We start from the raw sequence: 23,931 nt of genomic DNA, 5'->3' as shown, positions 1-23,931 counted from the left end.
AACTATTAAATTTTTTGGTATGAAACGGTTTCAAATCGGAGTTTTAGCGGGAGTCTTGGTTCTGTCAATACAATGTGCTACGGTTCCAATTACCGGCCGGAAACAATTACTCATTATGCCGGAAAGCGAGATGGTTCAGATGAGCCTGACTTCTTATCAGGACTTTTTGAAAGAGAACAAGCTTTCTGCTGATGCTGCTGCAACAAAACAGGTGAAAGAGGTCGGACAGCGGATAGCCTCGGCTGTGGAGGCTTATTTGAAATCCCAGGGTATGGAATCCCTGGTTAAAGATTATAATTGGGAGTTTAATCTTGTGAAAAGTCCTGAACTGAATGCCTGGTGTATGCCTGGAGGAAAAGTGGTGGTATATGAAGGAATTTTACCGGTTTGTAAAGATGATAATGGATTGGCGGTGGTTATGGGCCATGAAATTGCGCATGCTGTGGCACGGCATGGTAATGAACGGATGAGCCAGCAATTGATGGTACAGGCAGGGAGCGCTGCTGCTGCCTATGCTTTGAAGGATAAACCGGAAACGACCCGGACGTTATTGGGCACTGCCATTGGGGCAGGAGCAAATTACGGGGTGGTGTTGCCGTTTTCCCGGAAACATGAATTGGAAGCGGACCGGCTGGGGCTGATTTTTATGACGATTGCCGGTTATTCTCCGGAAGAAGCTATTCCTTTTTGGACCAGGATGGCTGGAATGGGTTCGGGAGAGAAACCCAAAGAATTTATGTCTACCCATCCTTCTGACGAACACCGGATACAGCAAATCCGTGATTTGTTGCCGGAAGTCCGGAAGTACAAAAAATAATGTTGTGTTAAACCTGAGGATTTTTAGATGAAAAAGTGTGGGCTTACTTTATGGTGTGTTGTACTAAGTTGTATTTTATGCGCTCAGTCTCCGGAAATGATTCCGGATTTTGAAGAATTGAAGGATAATAAACCGGTAGATACCTTGAGATGGGAGCTTTGTAAACGTTCGTTGAACAGTTCCTGGGGGTCTGTCGATGTTCGCTATTCCAAAACAGAAGCTCCTGTTTTGGAGAAGAGAACGGAAAAGGCACAGTTAACCGGATGGAAAGGAGAACGGGTGAATGCGCTGGCATTGCTTTGGACGACCAAAGATTGTAAGAATGTGCAGGTATCCGTGGGCGATTTGAGGGGCCCTCATGGAAAGGTAATACCTGCTTCGGCTGTCCGGGCAAGTTTTTTGCGTTATGTCATGACGGATGAATTAAACAAGGATAAAAGAGGTACTTGTGGGCATCGTCCGGATCATTCTGTGTTTGATTCTTCTCTGGTGGCAGACATTTTGGATGTGAAGGTGAGGCAAGATATAAAAGCCAGGAATACCCGGCCTGTTTGGTTTAATATCTGGATTCCTGCGGATGCGGAGAGCGGATTGTATAAAGCAAAAGTGTCTTTCCGGGGAGAAAAATGTGTTTTCCCGGCTTTGGAATTGGAAGTGAAAGTTGTGAACAGGGTATTGCCGGCTCCTCGGGATTGGGCTTTCTGGTTGGATTTGTGGCAGAATCCTTATGCTGTTGCCCGCTATCATCAGGTTCCTTTATGGAGTGAAGCCCATTGGGAATATATGCGTCCGATGATGCGGCAATTAGCCGATGCCGGGCAGAAATGCATTACAGCTTCCATTATGCACCAGCCTTGGGGCGGGCAAACGGAAGACCCGTTTGAATCTATGGTGATGCGGGTAAAACGGCTGGATGGAAGCTGGACTTATGATTATACTGTTTTTGACCGATGGGTGGAATTTATGATGTCGATGGGGATTGACCGGGAAATCAATTGTTATTCAATGATTCCCTGGAAATTATCCTTTCGTTACTATGACCAGGCCTCGGATGGCATGAAGTTTATTCAGGCTAAGGTGGGATCGGCTGAATACCGGGCGTTTTGGCTGCCGTTTTTGGTGGATTTTGCCAGGCATCTGAAAGATAAAGGATGGTTTGGGAAGACAACGATAGCGATGGACGAGCGGCCGATGGACCAGATGCAAAAGGCCATCAGCCTGATCCGTGAGGCTGACCCTGGTTTTAAAGTGGCATTGGCCGGCAATTATCATGAACAGATAGAGGCGGACATTGAGGATTACAGTATTGCTTCGGGGCAGGTGTATCCTCCGGAGGTATTGGCCGGCCGGCGGGCTAAAGGGATGAAAAGTACTTTTTATACGTGTTGCTCGGAGTCTTATCCGAATATGTTTACTTTTTCGCCTCCGGCAGAAGCCGCATGGCATGCTTGGTATGCGGCAGCCGCAGATTTTGACGGTTATTTGCGCTGGGCTTACAATAGTTGGGTGAAGGAGCCGTTGCGTGATTCCCGTTTCCGGGCCTTTGGAGGCGGAGATTGTTTTCAGGTTTATCCCGGAGGGCGTTCTTCTGTCCGGATGGAAAGATTGATTGAAGGAATACAGGACTTTGAGAAAGTCCGGATATTAAGGGAAGAGTTTAAGGAAAATCCTGTCCGGTTGAAACAATTGGACGAGATACTGGCTGAGTTCAGGCTGGAAAAGCTGGCTGAGATTCCTGCTGCCGATATGGTGAATAAAGCGAGGAAGAAGATAAATGAATGGTAATAAAAAAGAGGTTGTCGCAGACAACCTCTTTTTTATTACCATCAGTATAATTATTTATCTAATTTACTGGCATCAATTAAGATTTCTTTGTTGTATTCTCCGCGTGCTAATTTTTCAGCAACGTTTTTGAAAGCTTTGATGGTATATTCAACATCTTCCATGGTGTGTTCCGCCGTCGGAATGAGGCGCAGTAACAATTGTCCTTTCGGGATAACCGGGTATACAACAATGGAACAGAAGATGTTGTAGTTTTCTCTCAGGTCGAAGACCACCTGCATTCCTTCGGCTACACTGCCGGACAGGTATACCGGAGTAACCATGGAATTGGTGATGCCGATGTTCATGCCGTCGGCTTTGAGGCCTTTCTGGAGGGCATGGGCGATTTTCCATAGTTTTTCACGTCTTTCGGGCTGGGATTTCAGCATTTCCAGGCGTTTGATAGCCCCTTCCACCATAGGCATAGTCAATGATTTGGCAAACATTTGTGAGCGCATGGTATAGCGCAGGGACATGCAGATCTCTTCTTCTGTAGCAACAAATGCTCCGAAGCCGGCCATTGCTTTGGCAAAGGTACCGAAATACAGGTCTACTTTATCCTGTACGCCGAAATGTTCCCCGGTGCCTGCGCCTGTCGGGCCCATGGTTCCGAATCCGTGTGCGTCATCTACCAGCAGGCGGAAACTGAATTCCGATTTTAAGGCAGTAATTTCGTCCAGTTTACCCAGGTCACCGGCCATGCCGAATACACCTTCCGTAACGACAAGAATTCCTCCGCCGGTTGTTTCCACATATTTTGTTGCGTGTTCCAGTTGCTTTCTCAGGCTGGCCATGTCGTTGTGTACATAAACATAGCGTTTGGCCGGAGACAGACGAAGACCGTCCATGATGCAGGCGTGTGATTCGGCGTCATAAACGATACAATCGAAACGGGAAGTCAGGGAATCTATAATAGAAATCATACCCTGGTAACCGAAATTTACCAGGAACGCATCCGGTTTGCCTACAAATTCAGCCAGTTGTGCTTCGAGGTATTCATGCCGGGAAGTTTGGCCGCTCATCATGCGGGCTCCCATCGGATAGGCCAGGCCCCATTTTTGGGCTGCTTCGGCATCTGCCTTGCGGACTTCAGGGTCGTTTGCCAGGCCGATGTAGTTGTTAAGGCTCCAGTTTAACACTTCTTTGCCACGGAACATCATCCGGGGACCGATTTCTCCCTCCAGTTTGGGGAAAGCAAAATAGCCATGCGCCTCTTTGGCATATTGGCCGATATTGCCTCTTTGTTTTTTTACTCTTTCAAAAATGTCCACGTTAATCGTATTTTGAAAATTTACAGATTCTGGTTTAAGTCGGACAAAGGTAATAAAAGAAAGAATAAAACTAAAAGCGAATCCGGTAAAAGTGAAAAGATTGGGTATAAGTGCTTATCCGTATGCCGGGCAGAATGAGGTATGCATACAAAGCCATGAAATCAACCGAAAGGAAAACTTTTTCCTTTTTCCTTTTTCCTTTTTCCTTTTTTCCTCTATCTTTGCATGATGCAAAAAAAGCGATTGCAGGGTCGCTTGTTTAATGTCGGGGTTATGAAGAAATGTATAGGTTTTTTGCTGGTAATTGTTTTGATGGCTTCTTGCGGGGAATATCAGAAGCTGTTGAAAAGTAACGACTACCAGCTGATGTATAAAAAAGCGATTGAGTACTACAACAAGGGGGATTACCAAAGGGCTTTGAATTTGCTCGATGGAATCCGTACTGTGTTTATCGGTACCAGCAAAGCGCCTAACATTGCTTATTACCGGGCTTTTTGTAATTACAATCTCAAAGATTACGCCATTGCTTCCGATTTGTTTAAGCAGGTGATACAGACTTATCCGGAAAGTTCTTTTGCCGAGGAATGTTTGTTTATGATGGGTTTCTGTGATTACAAGGCGTCTCCGAAACCGCGCCTGGACCAGGCGGTGACAGAGAAAGCCATCAATGAATTTCAATTGTATCTGAACCGTTATCCTTTGAGTGGCCGGAAGGACAAAATCAACGGTTATATGGATGAAATGCGGGACAAACTTTCCTATAAGGCTTATTTGAGTGCAAAAAACTATTATCAGCGGGAATATTATAAGGCGGCTGTGATCAGTTTACAGAATTGTTTGAAAGATTTTCCAGGCTCCAAATACCGGGAAGAAATTATGTACATGCTGTTTGTTTCAAAATATCAGATGGCTGTGAACAGTGTGGAAGAGAAAAAGCTGGAACGTTATAACAATGCCCGGGAGGAATACTACTATTTTGCAGACGAATATCCGGATAGCCGTTACGCGTCCGACGTGAAGAAAAAGTATGACGAGATTGATGCTTATCTGAAAAATTATAAGTTTGAGGATTAAAATAACATAAACAATAATATATAGTTCAATTATTATGGTAGATTTTAAGAAAGTGAAAGCGCCCAATAACACCATTACCCGTAATCCGGCTGTTTTGGCTGCAAAAGCAGATAATAATATCTATGAGGCGGTAGCTGTTATTGCCAAAAGATCAAATCAGATTGCTGTGGAGATGAAAGAGGAATTGAGCCGTAAATTGCAGGAATTTGCTTCTTATACAGATAACCTGGAAGAGATTTTTGAAAATCGCGAACAGATAGAAATCTCTAAATTTTATGAACGGATTCCGAAACCTGTTTTGATTGCCACTCAGGAATTTGAAGAGGGACAGATTTATTTCAGAAATGCCTCTTCCGAAAAGAAAACGACAGAAAAGAAATCATTGTAAGTGATTTTATATAAAATAATGAAGTACCAATAATCCCCGCAGCAGGGGGAGTATTGGTACTTTATAGTTCATCGGAAGATCCCATGATGTTGAAAGGAAAACATATTATAGTAGGGGTAACGGGCAGCATTGCCGCTTACAAATCGGTTTCCCTGGTGCGCCTGTTGGTGAAGGAAGGTGCCGAGGTAAAGGTGGTGATGACGGAATTGGCTAAACAGTTTATTACTCCCTTGACGATGGCCACTTTGTCCAAACATCCGGTTATGGTGGAGTTTTATAATCCGGAAAACGGAGACTGGCATTCTCATGTGGATATGGGATTGTGGGCTGACCTGTATGTGGTAGCTCCGGCAACGGCCAATACAATCGGTAAGATGGCCCACGGAGTGGCTGACAATCTTTTGTTAACGACCTACCTTTCGGCAAGATGTCCGGTCGTCATCGCTCCGGCTATGGATTTGGATATGTACAGACATCCTGCTACACAGAGAAATCTGGAGATATTGAAAAGTTATGGGAATCTGTTGATAGAACCGGAGGATGGGGAACTGGCCAGCGGTCTGGTTGGAAAAGGACGGATGGAAGAACCGGAAAAGATCGTGGATTTTATTCGTCAGTTTTTGGTCCGGCAAGCGGAGTTCAAAGGGAAAAGAGTATTGGTGACTGCCGGTCCTACTTACGAAAAGATAGATCCTGTCCGGTTTATCGGCAATTATTCTACCGGGAAGATGGGGTTTGCTTTGGCAGAGGAGTTTGCTGCCCGGGGGGCCGAGGTGTTTTTGGTTGCCGGACCTGTCCATTTACAGACGGTGCATCCTGCCATTTGCCGGGAGGATGTGGAGTCTGCGGAAGAAATGTATGGTGCGGCATTGAAGCATGCGGAAAATTGTGATATTGTCGTATCATGTGCCGCAGTGGCCGATTTTACTCCGTTAGAGAAGTCCGGGTTGAAGTTGAAACGCGGGGAAGAGGTCTTGCATCTGGATTTAAAACCGACTCCGGATATTGCTGCTGAATTGGGAAAGCGCAAAAAAGCCGGACAGTTATTGGTCGGATTTGCTTTGGAAACCCATGATGAGACCTGTCATGCCATACAAAAAATGCACCGCAAAAATCTGGATTTGATTGTTTTGAACAGTCTGAAGGATAAAGAGGCCTGTTTCGGTTATGATACCAATAAGGTCACTTTGATAGACCGGGAGGAAAACCAGTATGCATACGGATTGAAAAGAAAAAGGGAAGTTGCTAAAGATATTGTAGACCGTATTGCCGGAATGACAGGAAGTAAAAAAGTCTGATTTTAGGATGCAGAAAATTTTTACTATTGAAATTTTTGTATACTTTTGAGTTCTGAGATGAAATCAGCGTATTTGCATATCGGTATTTACAGGCGTACTGTCAGATTTTTCAGACAGAATCGTGAATTTATTGATACATTTAAAAACCAACATGAGAGATATGTTGGTTTTTTTTTGTTCTGCAATCAGGTAATTTGTAACATAAATATATAAGTATGAACACACGTAGCTTAGTATCCATTGAAGATTATACCAAGGAAGAGATTCTGGAAGTTTTGAAATCAGCTTCGGAGTTTGAGGCGAATCCGAATCAGCGCCTGTTGGAAGGGAAGGTGGTGGCTTCTTTGTTTTTTGAACCTTCTACCCGTACCCGTTTGAGTTTTGAAACGGCCATCAACCGTTTGGGGGGACGTATTATTGGTTTTTCCGATGCATCTTCTTCGAGTGTAACCAAAGGAGAAACGCTGAAAGATACCATTAAAATGGTAGATAATTATGTGGATTTGATCGTTATGCGCCATCCGGTGGAGGGGGCTGCCCGTTATGCCAGTGAGGTGGCGGTACATCCGGTGGTGAATGCCGGGGACGGGGCAAACCAGCATCCTTCGCAGACGATGCTGGATTTGTATTCTATTTATAAGACTCAGGGAACTTTGGAGAATCTGGATATTTGCATGGTGGGCGATTTGAAGTATGGCCGTACGGTACACTCCCTGTTACAGGCGATGAGTCATTTCCATCCGACCTTCCATTTTGTGGCACCGGAATCTCTGCAGATGCCTGAAGCCTATAAGATGCACCTGAAAGAACTGAACATTCCTTATTTTGAACATACGGAACTGGATGAGGTTATCAATAAAGCCGATATTTTATACATGACCCGCGTGCAACGTGAGCGTTTTGCCGATCCGTTGGAATATGAAAAAGTGAAAAATGTTTATATTCTGAAGAATGCTATGTTGGCCCATGCGAAAGAGAATATGCGGATTCTGCATCCACTGCCCCGGGTGAATGAGATTGATGTGGACGTAGATGAAAATCCGAAAGCTTACTATTTTGAGCAGGCCCGTAACGGGGTATTTGCCCGGCAGGCTATTATATGCAAGGCTTTGGGATTAAAATAATTTATGTTTACGACTTTAAATCATGTTGTTATGGCTAAGAAAGAATTACAGGTAAGCGCAATAGAAAACGGAACGGTAATCGACCATATTCCTGCAGGTAAACTGTTTGATGTGATTAATGTACTGGGACTTTCCGAGATGGAAAATGCGATGACATTGGGTGTGAATCTGCGAAGCACGAAATTGGGTAAAAAAGCGATTATAAAAATCTGGGATAAATTCCTGGAAGATGAAGAAGTAAATAAACTGGCATTGGTGGCTCCTTCTGCAAAAATTAATATTATCCGGGATTATGATGTGGTGGAAAAAAAGAAAGTGAACGTACCGGAAAAAGTGGAAGGAATTGTAAAGTGCATGAATCCGAAGTGTATCACCAATCACGAGAAAGTAAGAACGAAATTTACGGTGGTGAACAACGCTCCTATTGTTCTGAAATGTCATTATTGTGAAAAACTGACTGACCAGGAGCATATGGAGATGAATTGATTTAAGGCAGGAGGGGGGGAGGAAGTGTAAAGCTGTTTTAAATAAAGGTGCCGGAACCGGCACCTTTTTTCGTGGGGAAGGCTAAGGTTGGGCTTGCACCGGTGCGGATATGGTGCGGATGTGGTGCGGTATTCCTGCGGTGGCGACCGGAGGAGTACCGCACGTATACCGCAGCAATACCGCAGGAGTACCGGAGGAACACCGCACCTGTAGGGGCCAATCCCCGGAGGAACCCTGCCTCCGGCGGGCCTGTTCCGGGGGGGGGGACGAGTATATGGATTTTGATATGTCGGGTAATTTTTGTATATTTATGAATGTCTTGTCTTGGACGATGTGTTATGGTGTGGTAAGTCATGAAAAGGCTGTTTGGTTCTCCTGTTTATAAAAATAGGAAAGAATATGTGTGTATAGGAGAAATACGTGTACGAAAGTATATGAGATTGTATTACAATTGATGGGAGAGGATGAGGAATTGAGTAAAGAGATAAGTGGGAGAGTACATTAAAAATTAGATGAAAGGTTTGGTGGTGACAATCAGTCTTTTGAGTTAGGCTTTAACCTGAATGCAGAAATAGGCTTTAATTATTATTTCTGATAAAGGGAAGCGGATGGTTCTGAAAGAACCCCTCTAAAGGTGGTGGATTATGGACTTTCAGAGGGGGTTCTTTTGAGGATGATTTCTTTTAACGGATGTAGATTTCCAGTATTTCCGCTTCTTTTTCCGGGAGCAGAAAGAGATTTTTCAGGCAAGCCGGAATGAGTACGGTTTCCCCTTTCCTGACCTGTATTGTTTTGTCGGTTTCGTATACCAGCGTAAAATTTCCTTCGAGACACATGTAAATGACAAAAGAATCTAATGCGATGTAATCTTTTTCAATTTCTTTGTTGAATTTCAGGTAATTGGTGGTAAAATATTCGCAGTCGACTAATTCTTCCGTGTGGTTTTCATGCTGATGATAGGGGATGGCGTGTTGTGTCTGCCCGTTGTAGTTGATAACGTCTGTTGCCAGGTTGGTATGTAACTCCCGTGTATTTCCGTTTTTATCCCGTCGGTTGTAATCGTAAATACGGTAGGTGATGTCGGAGGTCTGTTGGATTTCGGCGATGAAGCAGCCTTTACAGATAGCATGCACGGTGCCGGCAGGGATGAAAAAGCAATCTCCTTTTTTCACTTTTTCCGTGTTCAGCAGTGCAGGGAGGGTGTTGTTGTGAAGTCCTTGCAGGTATTCTTGTTGTGTTGTGTCGTGTTTGAACCCCATAATTAATCCGGCTTCCGGTTCGGCGTCGAGCAGGTACCACATTTCTGTTTTTCCGTAAGCATTGTGGCGTTCTTTTGCGGTTGCGTCGTCCGGGTGAACCTGAATGGAAAGGTTGTCGCGTGCGTCTATGTATTTAATCAACAGAGGAAATTCTACTCCGAACTTATCGTATACCTTGTCCCCGACCAGGTCCCCCATGTATATTTCGATGAGTTCTTCCAGGGTGTTTTCGGCCAACGGCCCTTCGGTAACTTCGGAAATATTGTCCTGGACTCCGGAAATCTCCCAGCTTTCACCGATGGATTCCCGGATGTGGGGATTACTGCCTTTTCCGGCTAATTTACTACCGCCCCAGAGGGTTTGTTTGAGAATGGGTTTGAATTTTAATGGGTATAGCATATATTTGGTATAAAAATTGTACGGTTACGCTTTACAGTGCAAATGTATAACGAAAATTTGAAAAATGGTTGGATATAAGGAGATGAAGACAATAAGAAACAGTTGGATTTGGATAGGAATACTTTGTCTGGTTTATGCTTGCCAGAAGAATGAAGGGAGAGATGACAGGGTTGTGGATATGGCGTTGCTGACGGAGAAGACATGGTATTACAATGCCTGGGCGGGAGATGCTTATGGTATGGACCGGGAGGATTTGTTGGAGGCATTGCGTCTGGAAAGGGGAGGTATTTTAAAAACCGTTGATTTTGGCGGCCGTCAGGAGAGTGTTGCCGGGACGTGGGAAAATACGGGAAATGTGATTTTGCTGAAATACAATGCCGGAAAGCAGGTGGAGTGGAATGTGCAGCGTAGCGGTGCCGATTATATGACGGTGATGGTGAATCAGCAAGGAGTACGGGAATACAGGACTGATTTAGGATATCTGGATAACCTGACTGCAGACGCTTATCTGGTGAATGAATATACGGAGGAAAACCATTACCGGACGCGCTTGGGAGCTGATGTGCGGGGAAACGTAAATTTGCGGGAGGCGTTCCTGATTACCGGGGAGAATGAATATGCTTCCATGGAGAATCACGGTTTTTATTGGACTGAACGGAATACCGGCCAGGCTTTTGATGTGGACGGAACCTTTCAGGAAATCCGGTTTTATTTGCGGATAGGAAAGAATGAGCAGGTGAAACTGAGGGATTTGGTTACCGGTGAGAATTTACCGGAGCGTTTGCCGGAAGAGATGGAGCTCTCTGCCGACAGTAAAAACAGTGCTTTGCATGTCAGTTGGTTGCCTTATGAGGGAGCTGTATATTACCGGGTGGAGGTTTTTCCGGAAAATATGGATTTGACCAAACCTTATTTTGTCAGCCGGGTACAACCCCGGGGGACCCGTTTGCTGAAAATACAACATTCAACAGCCGGAGAATTGAATAAATGGACGGAACTGGTCCGGGGGGAAAAGTATGTGGTCCGGTTAACGGCTCTTTTGTTTGAACGGGGTGTTGATGTGGTAAATGATGAATACAGTTATGCCAATCTGCAAGCGGTAAGTTATTTTACCAAGGCGTTTGTCTGGGAGTAATAACTCCGGATTCCGGTTATGGCTCTTCCAGAAAAAAGCGGCTTAAGGTTTGGGAGAGCAGCATCGGTTGGTCCGTATGCAACCAGTGGGAGGCAGAGGCAAGGGTACTGAAACGGGCCCGGGGAAAGTAGGATAGGATAATCTTATCGTCTTGCGGCTGGATGTAAGGGGAGACCTCTCCTTTCACAAAGAGGATAGGCCCGGGATAGGAAGGCTGTCCTGCCGGAAGTGACCAGGAAGCGAGTTCCGGCAAGTATTTTTGCAGCACTTCTGTGTTGGTCTTCCATTTGAATCCTGAAACCGTTTTATAAAGGTTTTTAAATAAAATCTGGCATTCTTTTTCGTTGCCGATACATTGGCGGATGTGGCGGTGAATTTCTTCCCGGCGGTGGTAGTGGCTGAGTGGGAAGCGGGTCATGAATGTTGCCAGCCGGCAGTGTTCTTCCATGGAGGGGTAAGTTTTGGGACAAATATCCAATATGGCTGCTTTTGCTGCTATCCGGGGCGATTTTAGCAAGAGATGCATAATGACCTTCCCTCCCATGGAATGTCCGGCTAAGAAAGGTTTTACCGACAAATGGAGCTGGTCAATAAATTCTTCCAGGTCTTTTACTAACGCGGGATAGTTATTCCCGGGGGCGTGCGGGGAATGTCCATGGTTTCTGCAGTCCGGTAACAGAACAAAAAAGTGTTCTGATAACAGGCGGGCAACCGGTAGCCAGTTGTCGGAGGCTCCCCACAGACCGTGAAGCAGAATGAGTGGCGGCAAGGCCGGATGGCCTTCTTTCCGGAAAAACAACTCCATTGTAATTGTGATTTGCGTATGATAAAGGCCGGCTGAAAATAAAACTTTCAGCCGGCCTCTTTGTATGTGTTCCGGTAAAACCGGTCAACTGAAAGCTTAGTCTTTTAATTTTGCTTTCAGGAACTCGCGGTTCAAGCGGGCGATGTGTGCAATGGAAATACTTTTCGGGCATTCCATCTCACAAGCTCCGGTATTGGTACAGTTACCGAAACCGAGTTCGTCCATTTTAGCCACCATGGCTTTGGCACGGCGGGCTGCTTCAATTTTTCCCTGGGGCAAAAGAGCCAGCTGGGATACTTTTGCAGCTACGAACAACATGGCTGATGAGTTTTTACAAGTAGCGGCACACGCTCCGCAGCCGATACATGCGGCAGCATCCATTGCTTCCTCCGCTTTGTCATTGGCGATTGGAATGGCATTGGCATCGGGCACTCCGCCTGTGCTGACCGATACGTAACCGCCGGCTTGCATGATTTTGTCGTATGCTTTCCGGTCAACAATAAGGTCTTTGATAACCGGAAAAGCACCGCACCGCCAGGGTTCGATGGTGATGGTTGCTCCGTCCTGGAAACGGCGCATGTGTAACTGGCAAGTGGTTACATCATCGTCCGGACCGTGAGCACGGCCGTCTATAAACAGACTGCAGGTTCCGCAAATACCTTCACGGCAATCGTGGTCGAATGCTACCGGTTCTTCGTTTTGTTCCACCAATTGTTCATTCAGAATATCGAGCATTTCCAGGAATGAAGTACCGGTAGAGATATTGTGAACTTTATATGTTTTAAACTCGCCTTTTGATTTTGCGTCTTTTTGCCGCCAGATCTTCAGAGTCAGTTCTTTTAATATTTTATCTGCCATAACAAATTGATTTTTGACTTATGATTTTATTTATAAGAACGTTGGGTCAGTTGGATGTTCTCGAACACCAGTTCTTCTTTATGTAATTCGGGGGCATTGTTTTCCCCTTTGTATTCCCATACAGAAACATATTTGAAGTGTTCGTCATCGCGTTGTGCTTCCCCTTCAGATGTCATCGACTCAACCCGTAAATGACCTCCGCAGGATTCATTGCGGTCCAATGCATCATGAGCCATCAGGTTTGCCAATTCTATGAAGTCTGCCACTCTTGCGGCTTTTTCCAGTTCATTATTCATTGCTGTAAATTCACCGGTAATCCGCAGGTCTTTGTAGAATTCCTCCTTCAATGCGGCAATCAGTTCGATGGCTTTTTTCAGGCCGGCAGCTTCACGTGCCATTCCGATGTATTCCCACATGATGTGTCCCAGTTCTTTGTGGAAATGGTCGGGCGATTTGGTTCCTTTGATGTCATAGAGTTCGCGGAGACGGTCGGTGACGCGTTTTTCCGCTTCGTCAAATTCTTTTGAGTTGACATTGATTTTCGGAGTCTGAATGTCTTTTGCCAGGTAGTCTCCGATGGTATACGGCAGGATGAAATATCCGTCTGCCAGACCCTGCATCAGGGCTGAAGCTCCCAACCGGTTTGCACCGTGGTCGGAGAAGTTACATTCTCCGATGGCATACAATCCCGGAATGGTAGTCATCAGGTTGTAATCTACCCACAGTCCGCCCATGGAATAGTGGATGGCCGGATAAATCATCATCGGATTGTGGTAGGGGTCAACGGCTGTGATTTTTTCGTACATCTGGAACAGGTTGCCATACCGTTTTTCGATGGTGTCGCGTCCTAATTGTTCGATGGCATATTTGAAATCCAGGAATACGGCTTTACCGGTGTTGTTTACTCCGAAACCGGCGTCGCATCTTTCTTTGGCAGCACGGGAGGCCACATCACGGGGCACTAAGTTTCCGAAGGCCGGATAGCGGCGTTCCAGATAGAAATCACGGTCTTCATCGGGAATATCGTTCGGATTCAGTGTGCCGGCCTGCAATGCTTTGGCATCTTCGATTTTTTTCGGTACCCATACACGTCCGTCATTACGTAATGATTCGGACATCAGTGTCAGCTTGCTTTGCTGGTCGCCGTGTACCGGAATGCAGGTGGGGTGGATTTGTACGAAACAGGGATTACCGAACATGGCACCTCTTTTGTAAGCCTGCCAGGCGGCACTACCGTTACATCCCATAGCATTGGTAGACAGGAAGAATACGTTTCCGTAACCTCCGGTAGCCAGTACTACCGCATGGGCGCCGAAACGTTCAATTTTACCGGTAACCATATCGCGTGCTATCACGCCGCGTGCTTTGCCGTCTACGACTACGACATCCAACACTTCGTGGCGGTTGTACATTTTCACTTTCCCGGCTTGTATCTGCCGGTTCAGGGCGCTGTAAGCCCCCAGCAACAATTGCTGTCCGGTTTGGCCGCGGGCGTAGAAAGTACGGCTTACCAGTGCGCCTCCGAAAGAACGGTTTGCGAGCAGACCGCCGTATTCACGTGCAAAGGGTACACCCTGTGCCACACATTGGTCGATGATGGCGTTGCTTACTTCGGCCAGACGATAAACGTTTGCTTCACGTGCCCGGTAGTCACCACCTTTGATGGTTTCATAAAACAAACGAAATACAGAGTCGTTGTCGTTGGGATAGTTTTTGGCAGCGTTGATACCTCCCTGGGCTGCAATGGAGTGTGCACGGCGGGGAGAATCCTGATAACAGAAGGCAGTTACATTATAGCCTAATTCTGCCAGACTGGCTGCTGCCGAGCCGCCGGCCAATCCGGTGCCTACGATGATTACATCCAGTTTCTTTTTATTGGCCGGACTGACAACGCCGATATGGGCTTTGTGGTTTGACCACTTGTCTTTCAACGGTCCGGCGGGTATTTTAGCATCTATTACTGACATAATAAGATAGTTTTAAGTTTTCGACTTTAGATTCTGAGTTGCAGAGATGTATTCCGAATTTACAACCTGCGATTACAATTGATTTAATTTCCTAAGCCTGCAATGAAATACAGGGGAATGATGCTGAAACCTACAGCAAATATGAATGCAAAGAGATAAGCCACCCATTCCAGGCGTTTTCTCCAGAGGTCATTGGAAAAACCGATGGATTGGAATGCAGACCAGAATCCATGAGTGAGGTGGAGTCCCAGGAAGATAGCCCCGATGATGTAGATGACACAATACACGATGCTTTCTTTAAAGAGACCTGCTACCATAGCGTAGGTATTTTCCATTTCAACGCCGTTTACCTGAACGCTTCCCATCTCTACGAAGCTTAAAGACGGGAATTTGATGTTCCACCAGAAATTGTAAAGGTGAATGGCCAGGAAAATCAGTACCAATCCGCCGATGATAAACATATTACGGGAAGCCCATGTGGCATTCTGGCTTTGGTTTCTTTTGTTATATTTGACAGGACGGGCTTTTTGGTTTTGTAAGGTTAATACGGAAGCCCAGATGATGTGGATAATAAATCCGATGGCCAGGACGGGTTCCACCACTTTGATCAGCGGGTTCGTAGCCATAAAATGTGCTCCCTGATTGAATAATTCACCGCTGTTGTCAAAAATTAACAGTAAGTTCAGCGCCAAATGGACGCAGAGAAATGTGATCAGAAAAAGTCCTGAAAGACTCATTACGACTTTTTTCCCGATAGAAGAAGTCCAAAAATTACTCATAATTTGTTCTATTTTTTAATTACTGGTTTTAATTTTCCTATAGTCTTGCAAAGGTATCCTTTTTCTATAAATATTTTCTTTTATTAAACTTAGAATGATTCTAAATTCGGAATTTTTTCCGTAATGGATAGAATCAGGCTGCCGGCCGGGACTGTTCTTTTGTCCTTTTTTTCAAATCCAATGCCTGATAGATGATTTCCTGTATTTTGGTCCGGATGTTTTCTTCGGATAGTTTGGTGTTGAACTCGTCGGGATAGGTCCGGTTAGACAGGAAAAGATACAAGAGGTTGTTGTCCGGGTCACACCAGGCCATAATGCCGGTGAAACCGGTGTGCCCGTAGCTGGTTAACGGAATGTTATGGCAGGTGGGACCGATTTTTGTACTGTCCGGTTCCGGTTTGTCAAATCCGAAGCTTCTCCGGTTTTGGGGGAATAAGGTGTTTTTCTCCGTAAAAGTGTTCAGGGTTTCCGGAGCCAGGTAATATTCATCCCCGTATGTCCCTTGGTTTAAATACATTTGTAATATCTTGGCGAGGTCTTCTGCGGTGGAAAACAGGCCGGCATGACCGGCAATGCCACCCAATAAGGCTGCAGTAGGGTCGTGTACATAACCTTTAAGTTCTGTTTTCCGGTAGAGTTTATCCACGCATGAGGGAATGACATCCGATTGGTCCAATGTTTCTGCGGCCCGGAAACCGGTGTTGTTCATGCCTAACCGGCTGTAGAAGTGTTTCTGGCAATAACTGTTGAGGGGTTCTCCGGTTACGTTCTCAATGGCAAATTTCAGCAGGATGAATCCTAAATCGCTGTATGCATAGGTCTTTTTTTCACTGAGCGGGGAGTGCAGGATGGTTTGGAGAACGGTGTCTTGGTAGCTGGGGAATACATATACTCCGGGAGCTAAACAGAGGTAACCTTCTTTGGGGGTATGGGAAATGGTACTGTCCCGGAATTTGTAATTCAGGTTAACATACAGGCGGTCGTTCAGCCGGGTAGTATTGTAAGGGGTCCGGCAGGTGGTAAATAGGGGTCCGGGTATGGAGTTTTTGTCTATGGCATTGGAAAATAAGGGAAGAAAAGTTTTCAGCCCGGCATTATGGCAGAGTATTTCTTTCAGGTTCAGATCTTTTTTATCGGTATCTTCCAGGGGAGGATAATAAGACGATAAAGGAGAGTCCAGCCGGATTTGCTGTTCATCATATAGCTTCATGAGTGCCGGCAGGGTTGCCGTAATTTTGGTTACTGAAGCGATGTCGTAAATATCTTTATCGGTGTTGGCTTGTTCTTTGCGGTAGGTATGGTATCCGAATGCTTTGTTGTAGACAACATTCCCGTCTTTGGCAATCAGTACCTGGCATCCCGGAGTGGCTTTCTGCCGGATAGCCAGTTGGCATAAAGAGTCGATTTGGTAGAGGACGGAGTGATTCAGGCAGGTCATTTCAGGGGGGAGGTATCCTAATCTGCTTTTGAAAGTCCGGATGCCGGTTTTTACAGGATATTCCGGGCTGATACTGACCGGTAGTTTCCCGCGTATGCTGATGCCTCCGAAAACAGCCTGCGCCATAAATTGCTGGGCACAGGGGTGGTGGTCGTAGCTAATCAGAAAAGCGTCTACCGGCAGGCCGGTATATTTTTCCAGCCCGTAAGGGATGGCCGGGTGGCAAAAAATGATTTTTTTCCCGGCCAGTTGCCGGATGAGTTTGCTCAGGGTGATGGAATAACCGAAGTTTTTGGCGGGAGAATGATTTGCTGCGGAGTTATAGATGATGATGCAGTTGTAGTTTTTAAGTTTATTACCCCAATTCCGGATTTCCTCATCGGAGAGGTTTTTGTCTGTTGCAAAATGGGTGACCTTGGAATAGCGGCTTAAGTAATTCTGGAAAGTGTTGATTTTTTTCCCTCCGAAATGAATGCTGGCTATTTGTAAAGTATCCAATCGTTTCAGAGGAATCAGTGAGGTTTCGTTTTTGATTAAAGTGATTGCTTCCCGGTATAGTTGTTGTTGCAGGGCAGAATCCTGGGGGGTGTGGAGTCGCGGCTGTAAATTCTGGTTGTCCGGGAGGAGGTTGGGAAGGACATACCGGTGTTTGAATGTTAATATTTTCCGGCATTTTTCGTTGATGAGTGTTTCATGGAGCAGGTTGCCGGTGATGGCTTTTTTTATGCCGGCTATTGCTTTTTCCAGGTTCTCAGGAAAGAGTAATACATCGTTTCCGGCTAACAGGGCTTTTACTTCAATCTCACCGGGAGTATGGTTCTGGCTTACTCCTTTCATGTTCAATGCATCTGTAAAGCAGAGGCCCTGAAAGCCTAATTCTTTTTTTAATACCTTCTGTATGACATCCGGAGAGAGGGAAGCCGGAATGTTTGTCGTGTCAAGGGTTTTTACGGCCAAATGTGAGGTCATAATAGCAGGCAGGCGGGCATCAATGATGGCCCGGTACGGGTAGAGTTCTATGGAATCCAGCCGTTGTCTGGAATGAGGGAGTATGGGTAAGGCGTGGTGAGAGTCGGTGTCTGTATCTCCATGTCCGGGGAAATGCTTCACCACCGGAAGTACTCCTCTGGAAATGGAACCTTTGGCATACAGGATCGTTTTCTGTGCCACTTGTTCCGGGTCTTCTCCGAACGAACGCATGCCGATGACGGGGTTTTGCGGATTGCTGTTGATGTCTGCTACGGGAGCGAAATTCACATGAACGCCGGTTTCTCGGCAATGCCGGGCTATGGCAGCGCCCAGGGCATAAATCAGGCTGTCGTTCTGGACGGCTCCTGCAATCAGCATTTTGGGAAATTCCATCGCGGATTTCAGCCGCCAGCCGATGCCATGTTCGGCATCCAGCCCTATCATCAGGGGATATTTGGCTTTTTGCTGGTAGCGGCGTATCAGGTTTGCCTGGCGTACCGGGTCGCCCTGGAAAAAGATAATCCCTCCCACCTGGTATTTGAGCAGTTGTTGTTCCAGGTTGTTTTCATAATTTTCTGTTTGATTGCTATATGCTGCAATCATAAACAACTGGCCGATTTTTTCTTCCAGGGACATCTGCTGCAAAACAGAATCGGCCCATGCCTCTGCTTTTTGTTCCGGAAGCGTGGCCGATTGCACGTTCCGTTCCTGTAAGAAAACAAGCAGGCAGAGAACAAGGATAAATTTCATATTCATGTGATGTAGGGATGTTTCCGCAAATATATAAAAAGAAAGCATTCTGAAGAGAATGCTTTCTTTTATATCTAAGCGATTTTAGATTATTTTAGCATAGAAGCAATTTGTTCACGCAGTTGTTCTCCTCTCAGATTTTTTGCTACGATGACATTGTTTTCATCCAGAACAACCAGATGGGGAATACCGCTTACGGCATAAAGTTGTGCTGCTTCACTGCCCCAGCCTTTTAAGTCGGAAACATGGTTCCAGGTCAGCTGGTCGTCTTCGATGGCCTTTAACCAGGCTTCTTTATCGCTGTCTAAAGATACGCTCAGGATTTCCAGTCCTTTCGGGTGGAATTCTTTGTATACTTTCACAACATTCGGATTTTCTCCGCGGCAAGGTCCGCACCAGGATGCCCAAAAGTCAATCAGTTTCACTTTCCCTTTGATGGAATGCATAGACAACGGTTTGCCTTCCGGGGTATTTAAAGTGAAATCCGGAGCAACCTGACCTACAGCTGTAGCTTTCAGTTTTTCGATTCTTTCTGCAATTTGTTTTCCCGGTTCGGTTGCTTTGGCATTTTCTTCCAGTTGTGCATATTTTTCTTCCAGTTGTGCTACTTCCAGGCTTCCTGCCTCACTGGCAACGATATAGGCTGCAACATAGGTGTCATTGTTGTTGCTTACCAAGGCATCTGTTTTTGCCTGGGCTGCTTTTCCGCATTCTCCGAACTGAGCTTCTATTTCCTGCATTTTGGCTTCGTCCTTGGCCTCTGATGCTTCGCGGTAAGCTTTATAAAGTTCATTTTGTTGTTTGCGTACTTCTTTTTGAATTTCAGCAAATTCGTTGTAGAGGTTTTGGGTTTCACTGCCTTCTATTTTGTTTTCCATCGGGTTGGCAGGGTTGAGGGTTGCAGTGAAATTTGCGTTTTCAACAAAAACCGGAGTGCCTCCTCTTTTTCCTTCCAGAATCAGGTAAGCGGGAGTCAGGTTTTCTACATTTCCGGACAGGGTGAATTTTCCGTCTGCAATATCTCCTTTTGCCAGTGTATCAGCTTTTTGTTTTGCATATGTTACTAAATAAGCCGTACCGGTTTGTTCTCCTTCTACTGTACCGTTGATGGTATATTTGGGAGTTGTGTCGCAGGCTGAAAGGGACAATGCCAATACAGCCAGAGGTAATAAGGTTTTCTTCATAGTTTATAATTTATGATAAAAATAACTTTCACAAAGATAAAGGATATAAATGATAAAACGATACTTAATTTGTGTTTTACATGTTAATGTTTAGTTAATCTTGCGTTTCATGAACCATCCTTCTTTGAAGGAAAGATTGATTCGGAGTTTGGCGAACTTTTCCTGGATGAGTCCGTTTTTTTCAGTGCCGCGCATTCCGAAATCGAAGGCGATTCCCAACAGAAGTTCTCCGTTGCGGGTGGCAAAAGGAAGTTGTGAACCCAGGGTAAAGGCGTAAGTATCAATGTCAGTGTTTTTGATGTCGATGCCTGAATTTACAAAATAGGCTCCTAACATGTATTTGTTGCGTTGCCACCAACGGCGGCCATATTCTTCGGGTACCCAGGAAAGTCCGATGGCGCCTTTATGATAGTCTTTTAATTGTTGTTTTGTACCGAATTCCTCGTAATCGGACATTTGCTGATAGGTGTAATCTCCGGCCACTTCCCAGGTATTTTTATAAGTGTAACTGAAACCGCTGAGTATTCTGAACGGATAGGTGAGGTAGCCTTTGTTCAGGATCTCGTCATCCAGCGTTTCGGAAGAACTGGTGCTGGTGTTTACTTTGTAGGATATAAATTCTTTTTTCGCGTGCATCTTTTGGGTGAAGTTGAAACTGGTTCCCAAAGTAAACTTAGATTTGGGCGATAAATTGAATTTGTATTGGAATCCCGGGGTAAAAAGCACGTCAAAGATACGGTTGTTTTCACTGGTCCGGATGTAGTAACTGTCTTCCAGCAGGGCAGATAAGGTTTGGCGTTTTTCGATTTTTCCGAATATGTAGGAAAGGTTTAAGCCTATGGACAGGTTTTTATATCTCCATCCTAATCCTAGATATATATCATTTAAGCCTCCTTCGCCCTGTATGTTCTGTTCGAAATAGGCGTTACTGCTGCCGGGAATCAGGTTGGTGTACAGCAGGTCATATCCGACATCGGATTTTTCTGTAAACCCCAGCGAAAAGAACAGGGTTTTGTAAAGCCGGAAAGCCATATTTAAATTGGCGTTCTGGGCTACCTGATAGTGGGAGCTTTGTTTGTGAGTGGAGATGTGGGAATACTCTCCTGTCATGGCAAACTGGAAATGGAAACGGTTACTGTCTAAAGCCGTATAAGAGGCCGGATTGAGGAAGTTGATGTTTTTGTTGTCCCGCATGGCAGCTGCAACACCTCCCATTCCGGTGAAAGGTCCGTTATTCTCCGGAAGCAGGCCCAGACCGTAAACAGAGTAAGGGGTACCTATGTTATCCTGGGCGAATGAGCCAAGATATACGGTGGATATAATTAATAAAAGAAATATTTTTTTCATGACGGTATAGCTTACTCTTTGTAAATGGCATAATAGATTTTCAGTAGCGGAAGTTCGTCTATGATCAGGCGGTCAAAGCTACTGGTCCAATAGGGAATGGACAATAAAATTTCGTTTTTTTCCTGTAAGGGAGGAGTGACTGATAAATATTGGAAATAGCCGGTCATATCGAAAACATACCGGTCATTGTCCCGGTTGGCATCGTATTGAGTGTATTTTCCGATAATGCTGGTGTTGCTGTTGTTCGGATTGTTCAATAGAAAGCCTTTGACTTCATTGATTTTATTGGTTTGATAGACGAAAACTTGTTGTGGGTTATTGATGATATTGTCTACGAAAGTTTTAGACTTGATGCTGAGTTCTGCTTTGATGATTGTGGTGTAGGGACGGTTGAGCGGTGGTGCCGGCAAAGTCAGCTTTACCATATAACCACTTAACCCTTGGGCCAGGGCAATATCCCCGGCTTCTTCAAAGGAAACCAGGTCTTGTTGTTCCTGCAAAGAAGTAAAGGGACCTGTCGGTTCGGTAACAATGCGGTTGTACATATATTCCGGTTGTGACAAAGGCAGGCTGATGGAAGACTGAACGTTTCCTTCATGGTAATGGAATTGCATATAAAGGCTGTCGCTGGATGCCCGGATGGCCATCATGCAATTGTTGGATTCTGCAGGAACAATGGCCAGCCCTTTAAAATAATTGAGAAAATTAATAAAAGGAATGGGGTTCTCGGCACTTTTCTGAAATATGGGGTCCCGGTATTTCATCTTGTCGAAAAGTTCTTCTCCGAATTCATGGCTCAGCTTAAAGTAAGCGTTTTTTATATTGGCGGTTTTGGGATAAAACACTACAGTGGAAAGAGGGGTGGACTGGATATTTACCGGAGCGGTGTTGTAAAAGTAGCCGGATTCATCATAATCCAGTTCCGGCAAGCTATTCAACTGAAATAATTGAAACTCCTGAATACGCAGGTCTGTCAAGGTATCTCCCCACATTTCTCCGGCATATGTGAAATTAAAAGTCACGGAGTCCAGAACGGCGGCTGCGTTGATGTTGGGCTGATAGACCGGTGCAATTTGAAAACAAGGGATGGCCTGGGTGGTCCCGCTGTACTCGTCCTCAAACTTACCCATGAACAATTTATTGATGTCATTGTTGTAATAAATGCCTGTGGAGGTAATGAATGAGTCGATTTTAATGGTAGATACTTCTTCTATTTGTATAGTTTGTAACTCTATATGATTGGTGTTATTAATCATATCCTGCCCAATGGTTGAAAGATTGTTGTTGCAGGAATAGAATGCAAAAAATACACCAAACAGGATGAATAATCGCATAAGCCGCTTGTTTGTCGTTGATAAATATGATGCGAAGGTAAAATTATTTTCTAAGATTACAGCAAAACAATCTTCTATTTTATTGATGTACGTTGAGGCTTAACGTATGACAAGATTCTTTAGGATTTGTTTCATAAAAACCTGGTTTTAAACGACAAAGACTGTTAAAAAACCGTAATCTAAGGAGGTTTTTTATTTTATATCCTAATTTGATTGGAATTATACCTAAAAAATGTGTAGTTTTGCCAGATGTTTGAAATCAGAATAATTAAAAAGATAAATGGGTAGTTTATGAAAAAAGTAAATTTTTTGTGCCTGATTTTATTAGGTTTGTTTTTTTCAGCTTGTCACTCAAATGATGATACATGGGGAGACTGGTCAAAGTCTTATGAGTTTTCAGGTACGGGCCGTACACATGCAGTTCGTTTTAAAATTGTAGACGAAGCTAACAACAAGGAATATGTGTATGTGGGATTGGGGTATAATTATTCCATTTCGGAGAAAGATAAGAATTTACGTGATTTCTGGAGATTTGACGGGCATACCTGGACGCGGGTGGATAGTTTCCCTGCTTTGGGCCGTATGGGGTCTGTCGCTTTTGTCGTAGGAACTACCGCTTACGTCGGAGGAGGTTACAGGGCTGCAATGACTAACCTGGAGAAAGATACGTATTACACTGATTTTTATAAATTTGACGGCTTAACCGGAAAGTGGATTGAGCCGGAAGGTGCAGGCCATATCACCAATTATCCCGGTAGCGGATTTTATGATGGTGTAGGTTTTTCTTTGAATCAGCTGGGGTATGTCGGTACCGGTCGCCTGGACGGAAAAGATTCGAAGGAAATTTATTCTTATAACCCTGCTACGGGTGAATGGAAAGATGCCGGATTTTTGGGTGAGTCCCGTGTGGCTCCGGTGACTTTCCAGATCGGAAATAAAGTGGTGTTGTGTCTGGGAAGCTCTCAGGGTTCTTCTTCCGAGTATAAACGGGATGTATGGGTATTTGACGGAAACACCTGGTCTTCCAAGGCTCCGCTTAGAAACCTGAGCGACCAGAAATTTGATGATGATTACGAAAATATTCCGAGGGTTTATGCTGTGGCCTTTACTTCCAATAGGGACGGAGGGGTTGCCAAAGGATATGTTGCCGGAGGTATCGGTCCGAATGCAAAAAGCTGCTGGGAGTATAATATCGAAACAGACCGTTGGTATGAAGTAACCGGTTTCCCTGCTGCCATGGGTTCTGCCCGGGTTTCTGCCGTAGGTTTTTCTTTGAATGATTATGGCTATATCACAGTGGGGGGTGCCAATGCTGCCAGCAATAATCCGACTTATGACAATTCGACCTGGAAATTTACGCCGGGAATTGATGAGGATGATAAGAATGACTATGCCCCGCAGGATTAAGTATTATCCACACAATATAAT

The 23,931-nt window shown here is 45.0% G+C and carries 20 protein-coding genes; 10 read left to right on the top strand and 10 right to left on the bottom strand.

Annotated features, from left to right (window positions below; all coding sequences use genetic code 11):
- The first annotated feature begins 19 nt into the window (after nucleotides 1-19).
- Nucleotides 20-817: a M48 family metallopeptidase gene (locus tag D1136_RS02600; RefSeq protein WP_161876068.1), complete on the top strand. Its 798-nt coding sequence runs from the start codon at nucleotides 20-22 to the stop codon at nucleotides 815-817.
- 27 nt (nucleotides 818-844) lie between these two features.
- Nucleotides 845-2,602 (top strand): DUF4091 domain-containing protein, encoded by a 1,758-nt coding sequence (locus D1136_RS02595; protein WP_161876067.1) that lies wholly within the window; start codon nucleotides 845-847, stop codon nucleotides 2,600-2,602.
- A 50-nt stretch (nucleotides 2,603-2,652) separates the two neighbouring features.
- Here the strand turns inward: D1136_RS02595 and D1136_RS02590 are convergent, their stop codons facing one another.
- On the bottom strand, nucleotides 2,653-3,909 hold the full coding sequence (locus D1136_RS02590) for a pyridoxal phosphate-dependent aminotransferase family protein (protein ID WP_161876066.1): 1,257 nt from the start codon (nucleotides 3,907-3,909) through the stop codon (nucleotides 2,653-2,655).
- A gap of 273 nt (nucleotides 3,910-4,182) precedes the next feature.
- On the opposite strand from D1136_RS02590, the gene D1136_RS02585 reads away from it, so the two are divergent.
- The 6 genes from D1136_RS02585 to D1136_RS02560 all read left to right on the top strand — a co-directional run bounded on the left by D1136_RS02585 (nucleotide 4,183) and on the right by D1136_RS02560 (nucleotide 8,664).
- Nucleotides 4,183-4,983, top strand: a complete 801-nt coding sequence (locus D1136_RS02585) for an outer membrane protein assembly factor BamD (protein WP_161876065.1) — start codon at nucleotides 4,183-4,185, stop codon at nucleotides 4,981-4,983.
- Between the two features lie 34 nt (nucleotides 4,984-5,017).
- Nucleotides 5,018-5,371 carry a DNA-directed RNA polymerase subunit omega gene (locus D1136_RS02580; RefSeq protein WP_161876064.1) on the top strand — a complete coding sequence of 118 codons (354 nt, stop codon included), beginning with the start codon at nucleotides 5,018-5,020 and terminating at the stop codon, nucleotides 5,369-5,371.
- Between the two features lie 83 nt (nucleotides 5,372-5,454).
- Complete coding sequence (gene coaBC, locus D1136_RS02575) at nucleotides 5,455-6,669, top strand: bifunctional phosphopantothenoylcysteine decarboxylase/phosphopantothenate--cysteine ligase CoaBC (RefSeq protein WP_202623041.1); 1,215 nt, start codon at nucleotides 5,455-5,457, stop codon at nucleotides 6,667-6,669.
- A gap of 215 nt (nucleotides 6,670-6,884) precedes the next feature.
- Entirely contained in the window at nucleotides 6,885-7,793 is a 909-nt protein-coding gene (pyrB, locus tag D1136_RS02570; protein ID WP_161876063.1) for an aspartate carbamoyltransferase, read from the top strand.
- A gap of 30 nt (nucleotides 7,794-7,823) precedes the next feature.
- Nucleotides 7,824-8,279, top strand: coding sequence for an aspartate carbamoyltransferase regulatory subunit (gene pyrI, locus D1136_RS02565; protein ID WP_161876062.1), 456 nt, complete (start codon nucleotides 7,824-7,826; stop codon nucleotides 8,277-8,279).
- Nucleotides 8,280-8,388: 109 nt separating this feature from the next.
- Complete coding sequence (locus D1136_RS02560) at nucleotides 8,389-8,664, top strand: hypothetical protein (protein WP_161876061.1); 276 nt, start codon at nucleotides 8,389-8,391, stop codon at nucleotides 8,662-8,664.
- Nucleotides 8,665-8,962: 298 nt separating this feature from the next.
- Here the strand turns inward: D1136_RS02560 and D1136_RS02555 are convergent, their stop codons facing one another.
- The gene (locus D1136_RS02555; protein ID WP_161876060.1) at nucleotides 8,963-9,937 is read right to left on the bottom strand and encodes a type I phosphomannose isomerase catalytic subunit; all 975 of its coding nucleotides are present in this window, start codon (nucleotides 9,935-9,937) and stop codon (nucleotides 8,963-8,965) included.
- A gap of 64 nt (nucleotides 9,938-10,001) precedes the next feature.
- On the opposite strand from D1136_RS02555, the gene D1136_RS02550 reads away from it, so the two are divergent.
- Nucleotides 10,002-11,072 carry a hypothetical protein gene (locus tag D1136_RS02550; protein ID WP_161876059.1) on the top strand — a complete coding sequence of 357 codons (1,071 nt, stop codon included), beginning with the start codon at nucleotides 10,002-10,004 and terminating at the stop codon, nucleotides 11,070-11,072.
- 16 nt (nucleotides 11,073-11,088) lie between these two features.
- Here the strand turns inward: D1136_RS02550 and D1136_RS02545 are convergent, their stop codons facing one another.
- The 8 genes from D1136_RS02545 to D1136_RS02510 all read right to left on the bottom strand — a co-directional run bounded on the left by D1136_RS02545 (nucleotide 11,089) and on the right by D1136_RS02510 (nucleotide 22,503).
- The gene (locus tag D1136_RS02545; protein WP_161876058.1) at nucleotides 11,089-11,877 is read right to left on the bottom strand and encodes an alpha/beta fold hydrolase; all 789 of its coding nucleotides are present in this window, start codon (nucleotides 11,875-11,877) and stop codon (nucleotides 11,089-11,091) included.
- Nucleotides 11,878-11,973: 96 nt separating this feature from the next.
- A complete protein-coding gene (locus tag D1136_RS02540) occupies nucleotides 11,974-12,735 on the bottom strand; it encodes a succinate dehydrogenase/fumarate reductase iron-sulfur subunit (protein WP_161876057.1) in 762 nt (253 codons plus the stop codon).
- A gap of 26 nt (nucleotides 12,736-12,761) precedes the next feature.
- Entirely contained in the window at nucleotides 12,762-14,702 is a 1,941-nt protein-coding gene (locus D1136_RS02535; protein ID WP_161876056.1) for a fumarate reductase/succinate dehydrogenase flavoprotein subunit, read from the bottom strand.
- 83 nt (nucleotides 14,703-14,785) lie between these two features.
- Nucleotides 14,786-15,481, bottom strand: a complete 696-nt coding sequence (locus D1136_RS02530) for a succinate dehydrogenase cytochrome b subunit (RefSeq protein ID WP_161876055.1) — start codon at nucleotides 15,479-15,481, stop codon at nucleotides 14,786-14,788.
- Between the two features lie 133 nt (nucleotides 15,482-15,614).
- Nucleotides 15,615-18,638 carry a glycoside hydrolase family 3 N-terminal domain-containing protein gene (locus tag D1136_RS02525; RefSeq protein WP_161876054.1) on the bottom strand — a complete coding sequence of 1,008 codons (3,024 nt, stop codon included), beginning with the start codon at nucleotides 18,636-18,638 and terminating at the stop codon, nucleotides 15,615-15,617.
- An 89-nt stretch (nucleotides 18,639-18,727) separates the two neighbouring features.
- Complete coding sequence (locus tag D1136_RS02520) at nucleotides 18,728-19,822, bottom strand: TlpA disulfide reductase family protein (RefSeq protein WP_161876053.1); 1,095 nt, start codon at nucleotides 19,820-19,822, stop codon at nucleotides 18,728-18,730.
- A 90-nt stretch (nucleotides 19,823-19,912) separates the two neighbouring features.
- Nucleotides 19,913-21,169, bottom strand: a complete 1,257-nt coding sequence (locus D1136_RS02515) for a hypothetical protein (protein WP_161876052.1) — start codon at nucleotides 21,167-21,169, stop codon at nucleotides 19,913-19,915.
- A gap of 11 nt (nucleotides 21,170-21,180) precedes the next feature.
- Entirely contained in the window at nucleotides 21,181-22,503 is a 1,323-nt protein-coding gene (locus tag D1136_RS02510; protein WP_161876051.1) for a DUF4270 family protein, read from the bottom strand.
- 291 nt (nucleotides 22,504-22,794) lie between these two features.
- Between D1136_RS02510 and D1136_RS02505 the strand changes: the two genes are divergently transcribed.
- Nucleotides 22,795-23,910: a hypothetical protein gene (locus tag D1136_RS02505; RefSeq protein ID WP_161876050.1), complete on the top strand. Its 1,116-nt coding sequence runs from the start codon at nucleotides 22,795-22,797 to the stop codon at nucleotides 23,908-23,910.
- The last annotated feature ends 21 nt before the right edge of the window (nucleotides 23,911-23,931 follow it).

It is taken from the genome of Odoribacter sp. Z80 (assembly GCF_009935865.1).
In the GTDB taxonomy this organism is placed as follows: Bacteria; Bacteroidota; Bacteroidia; order Bacteroidales; family Marinifilaceae; genus Odoribacter.
This window is presented reverse-complemented; position numbering and strand designations above follow the sequence as displayed.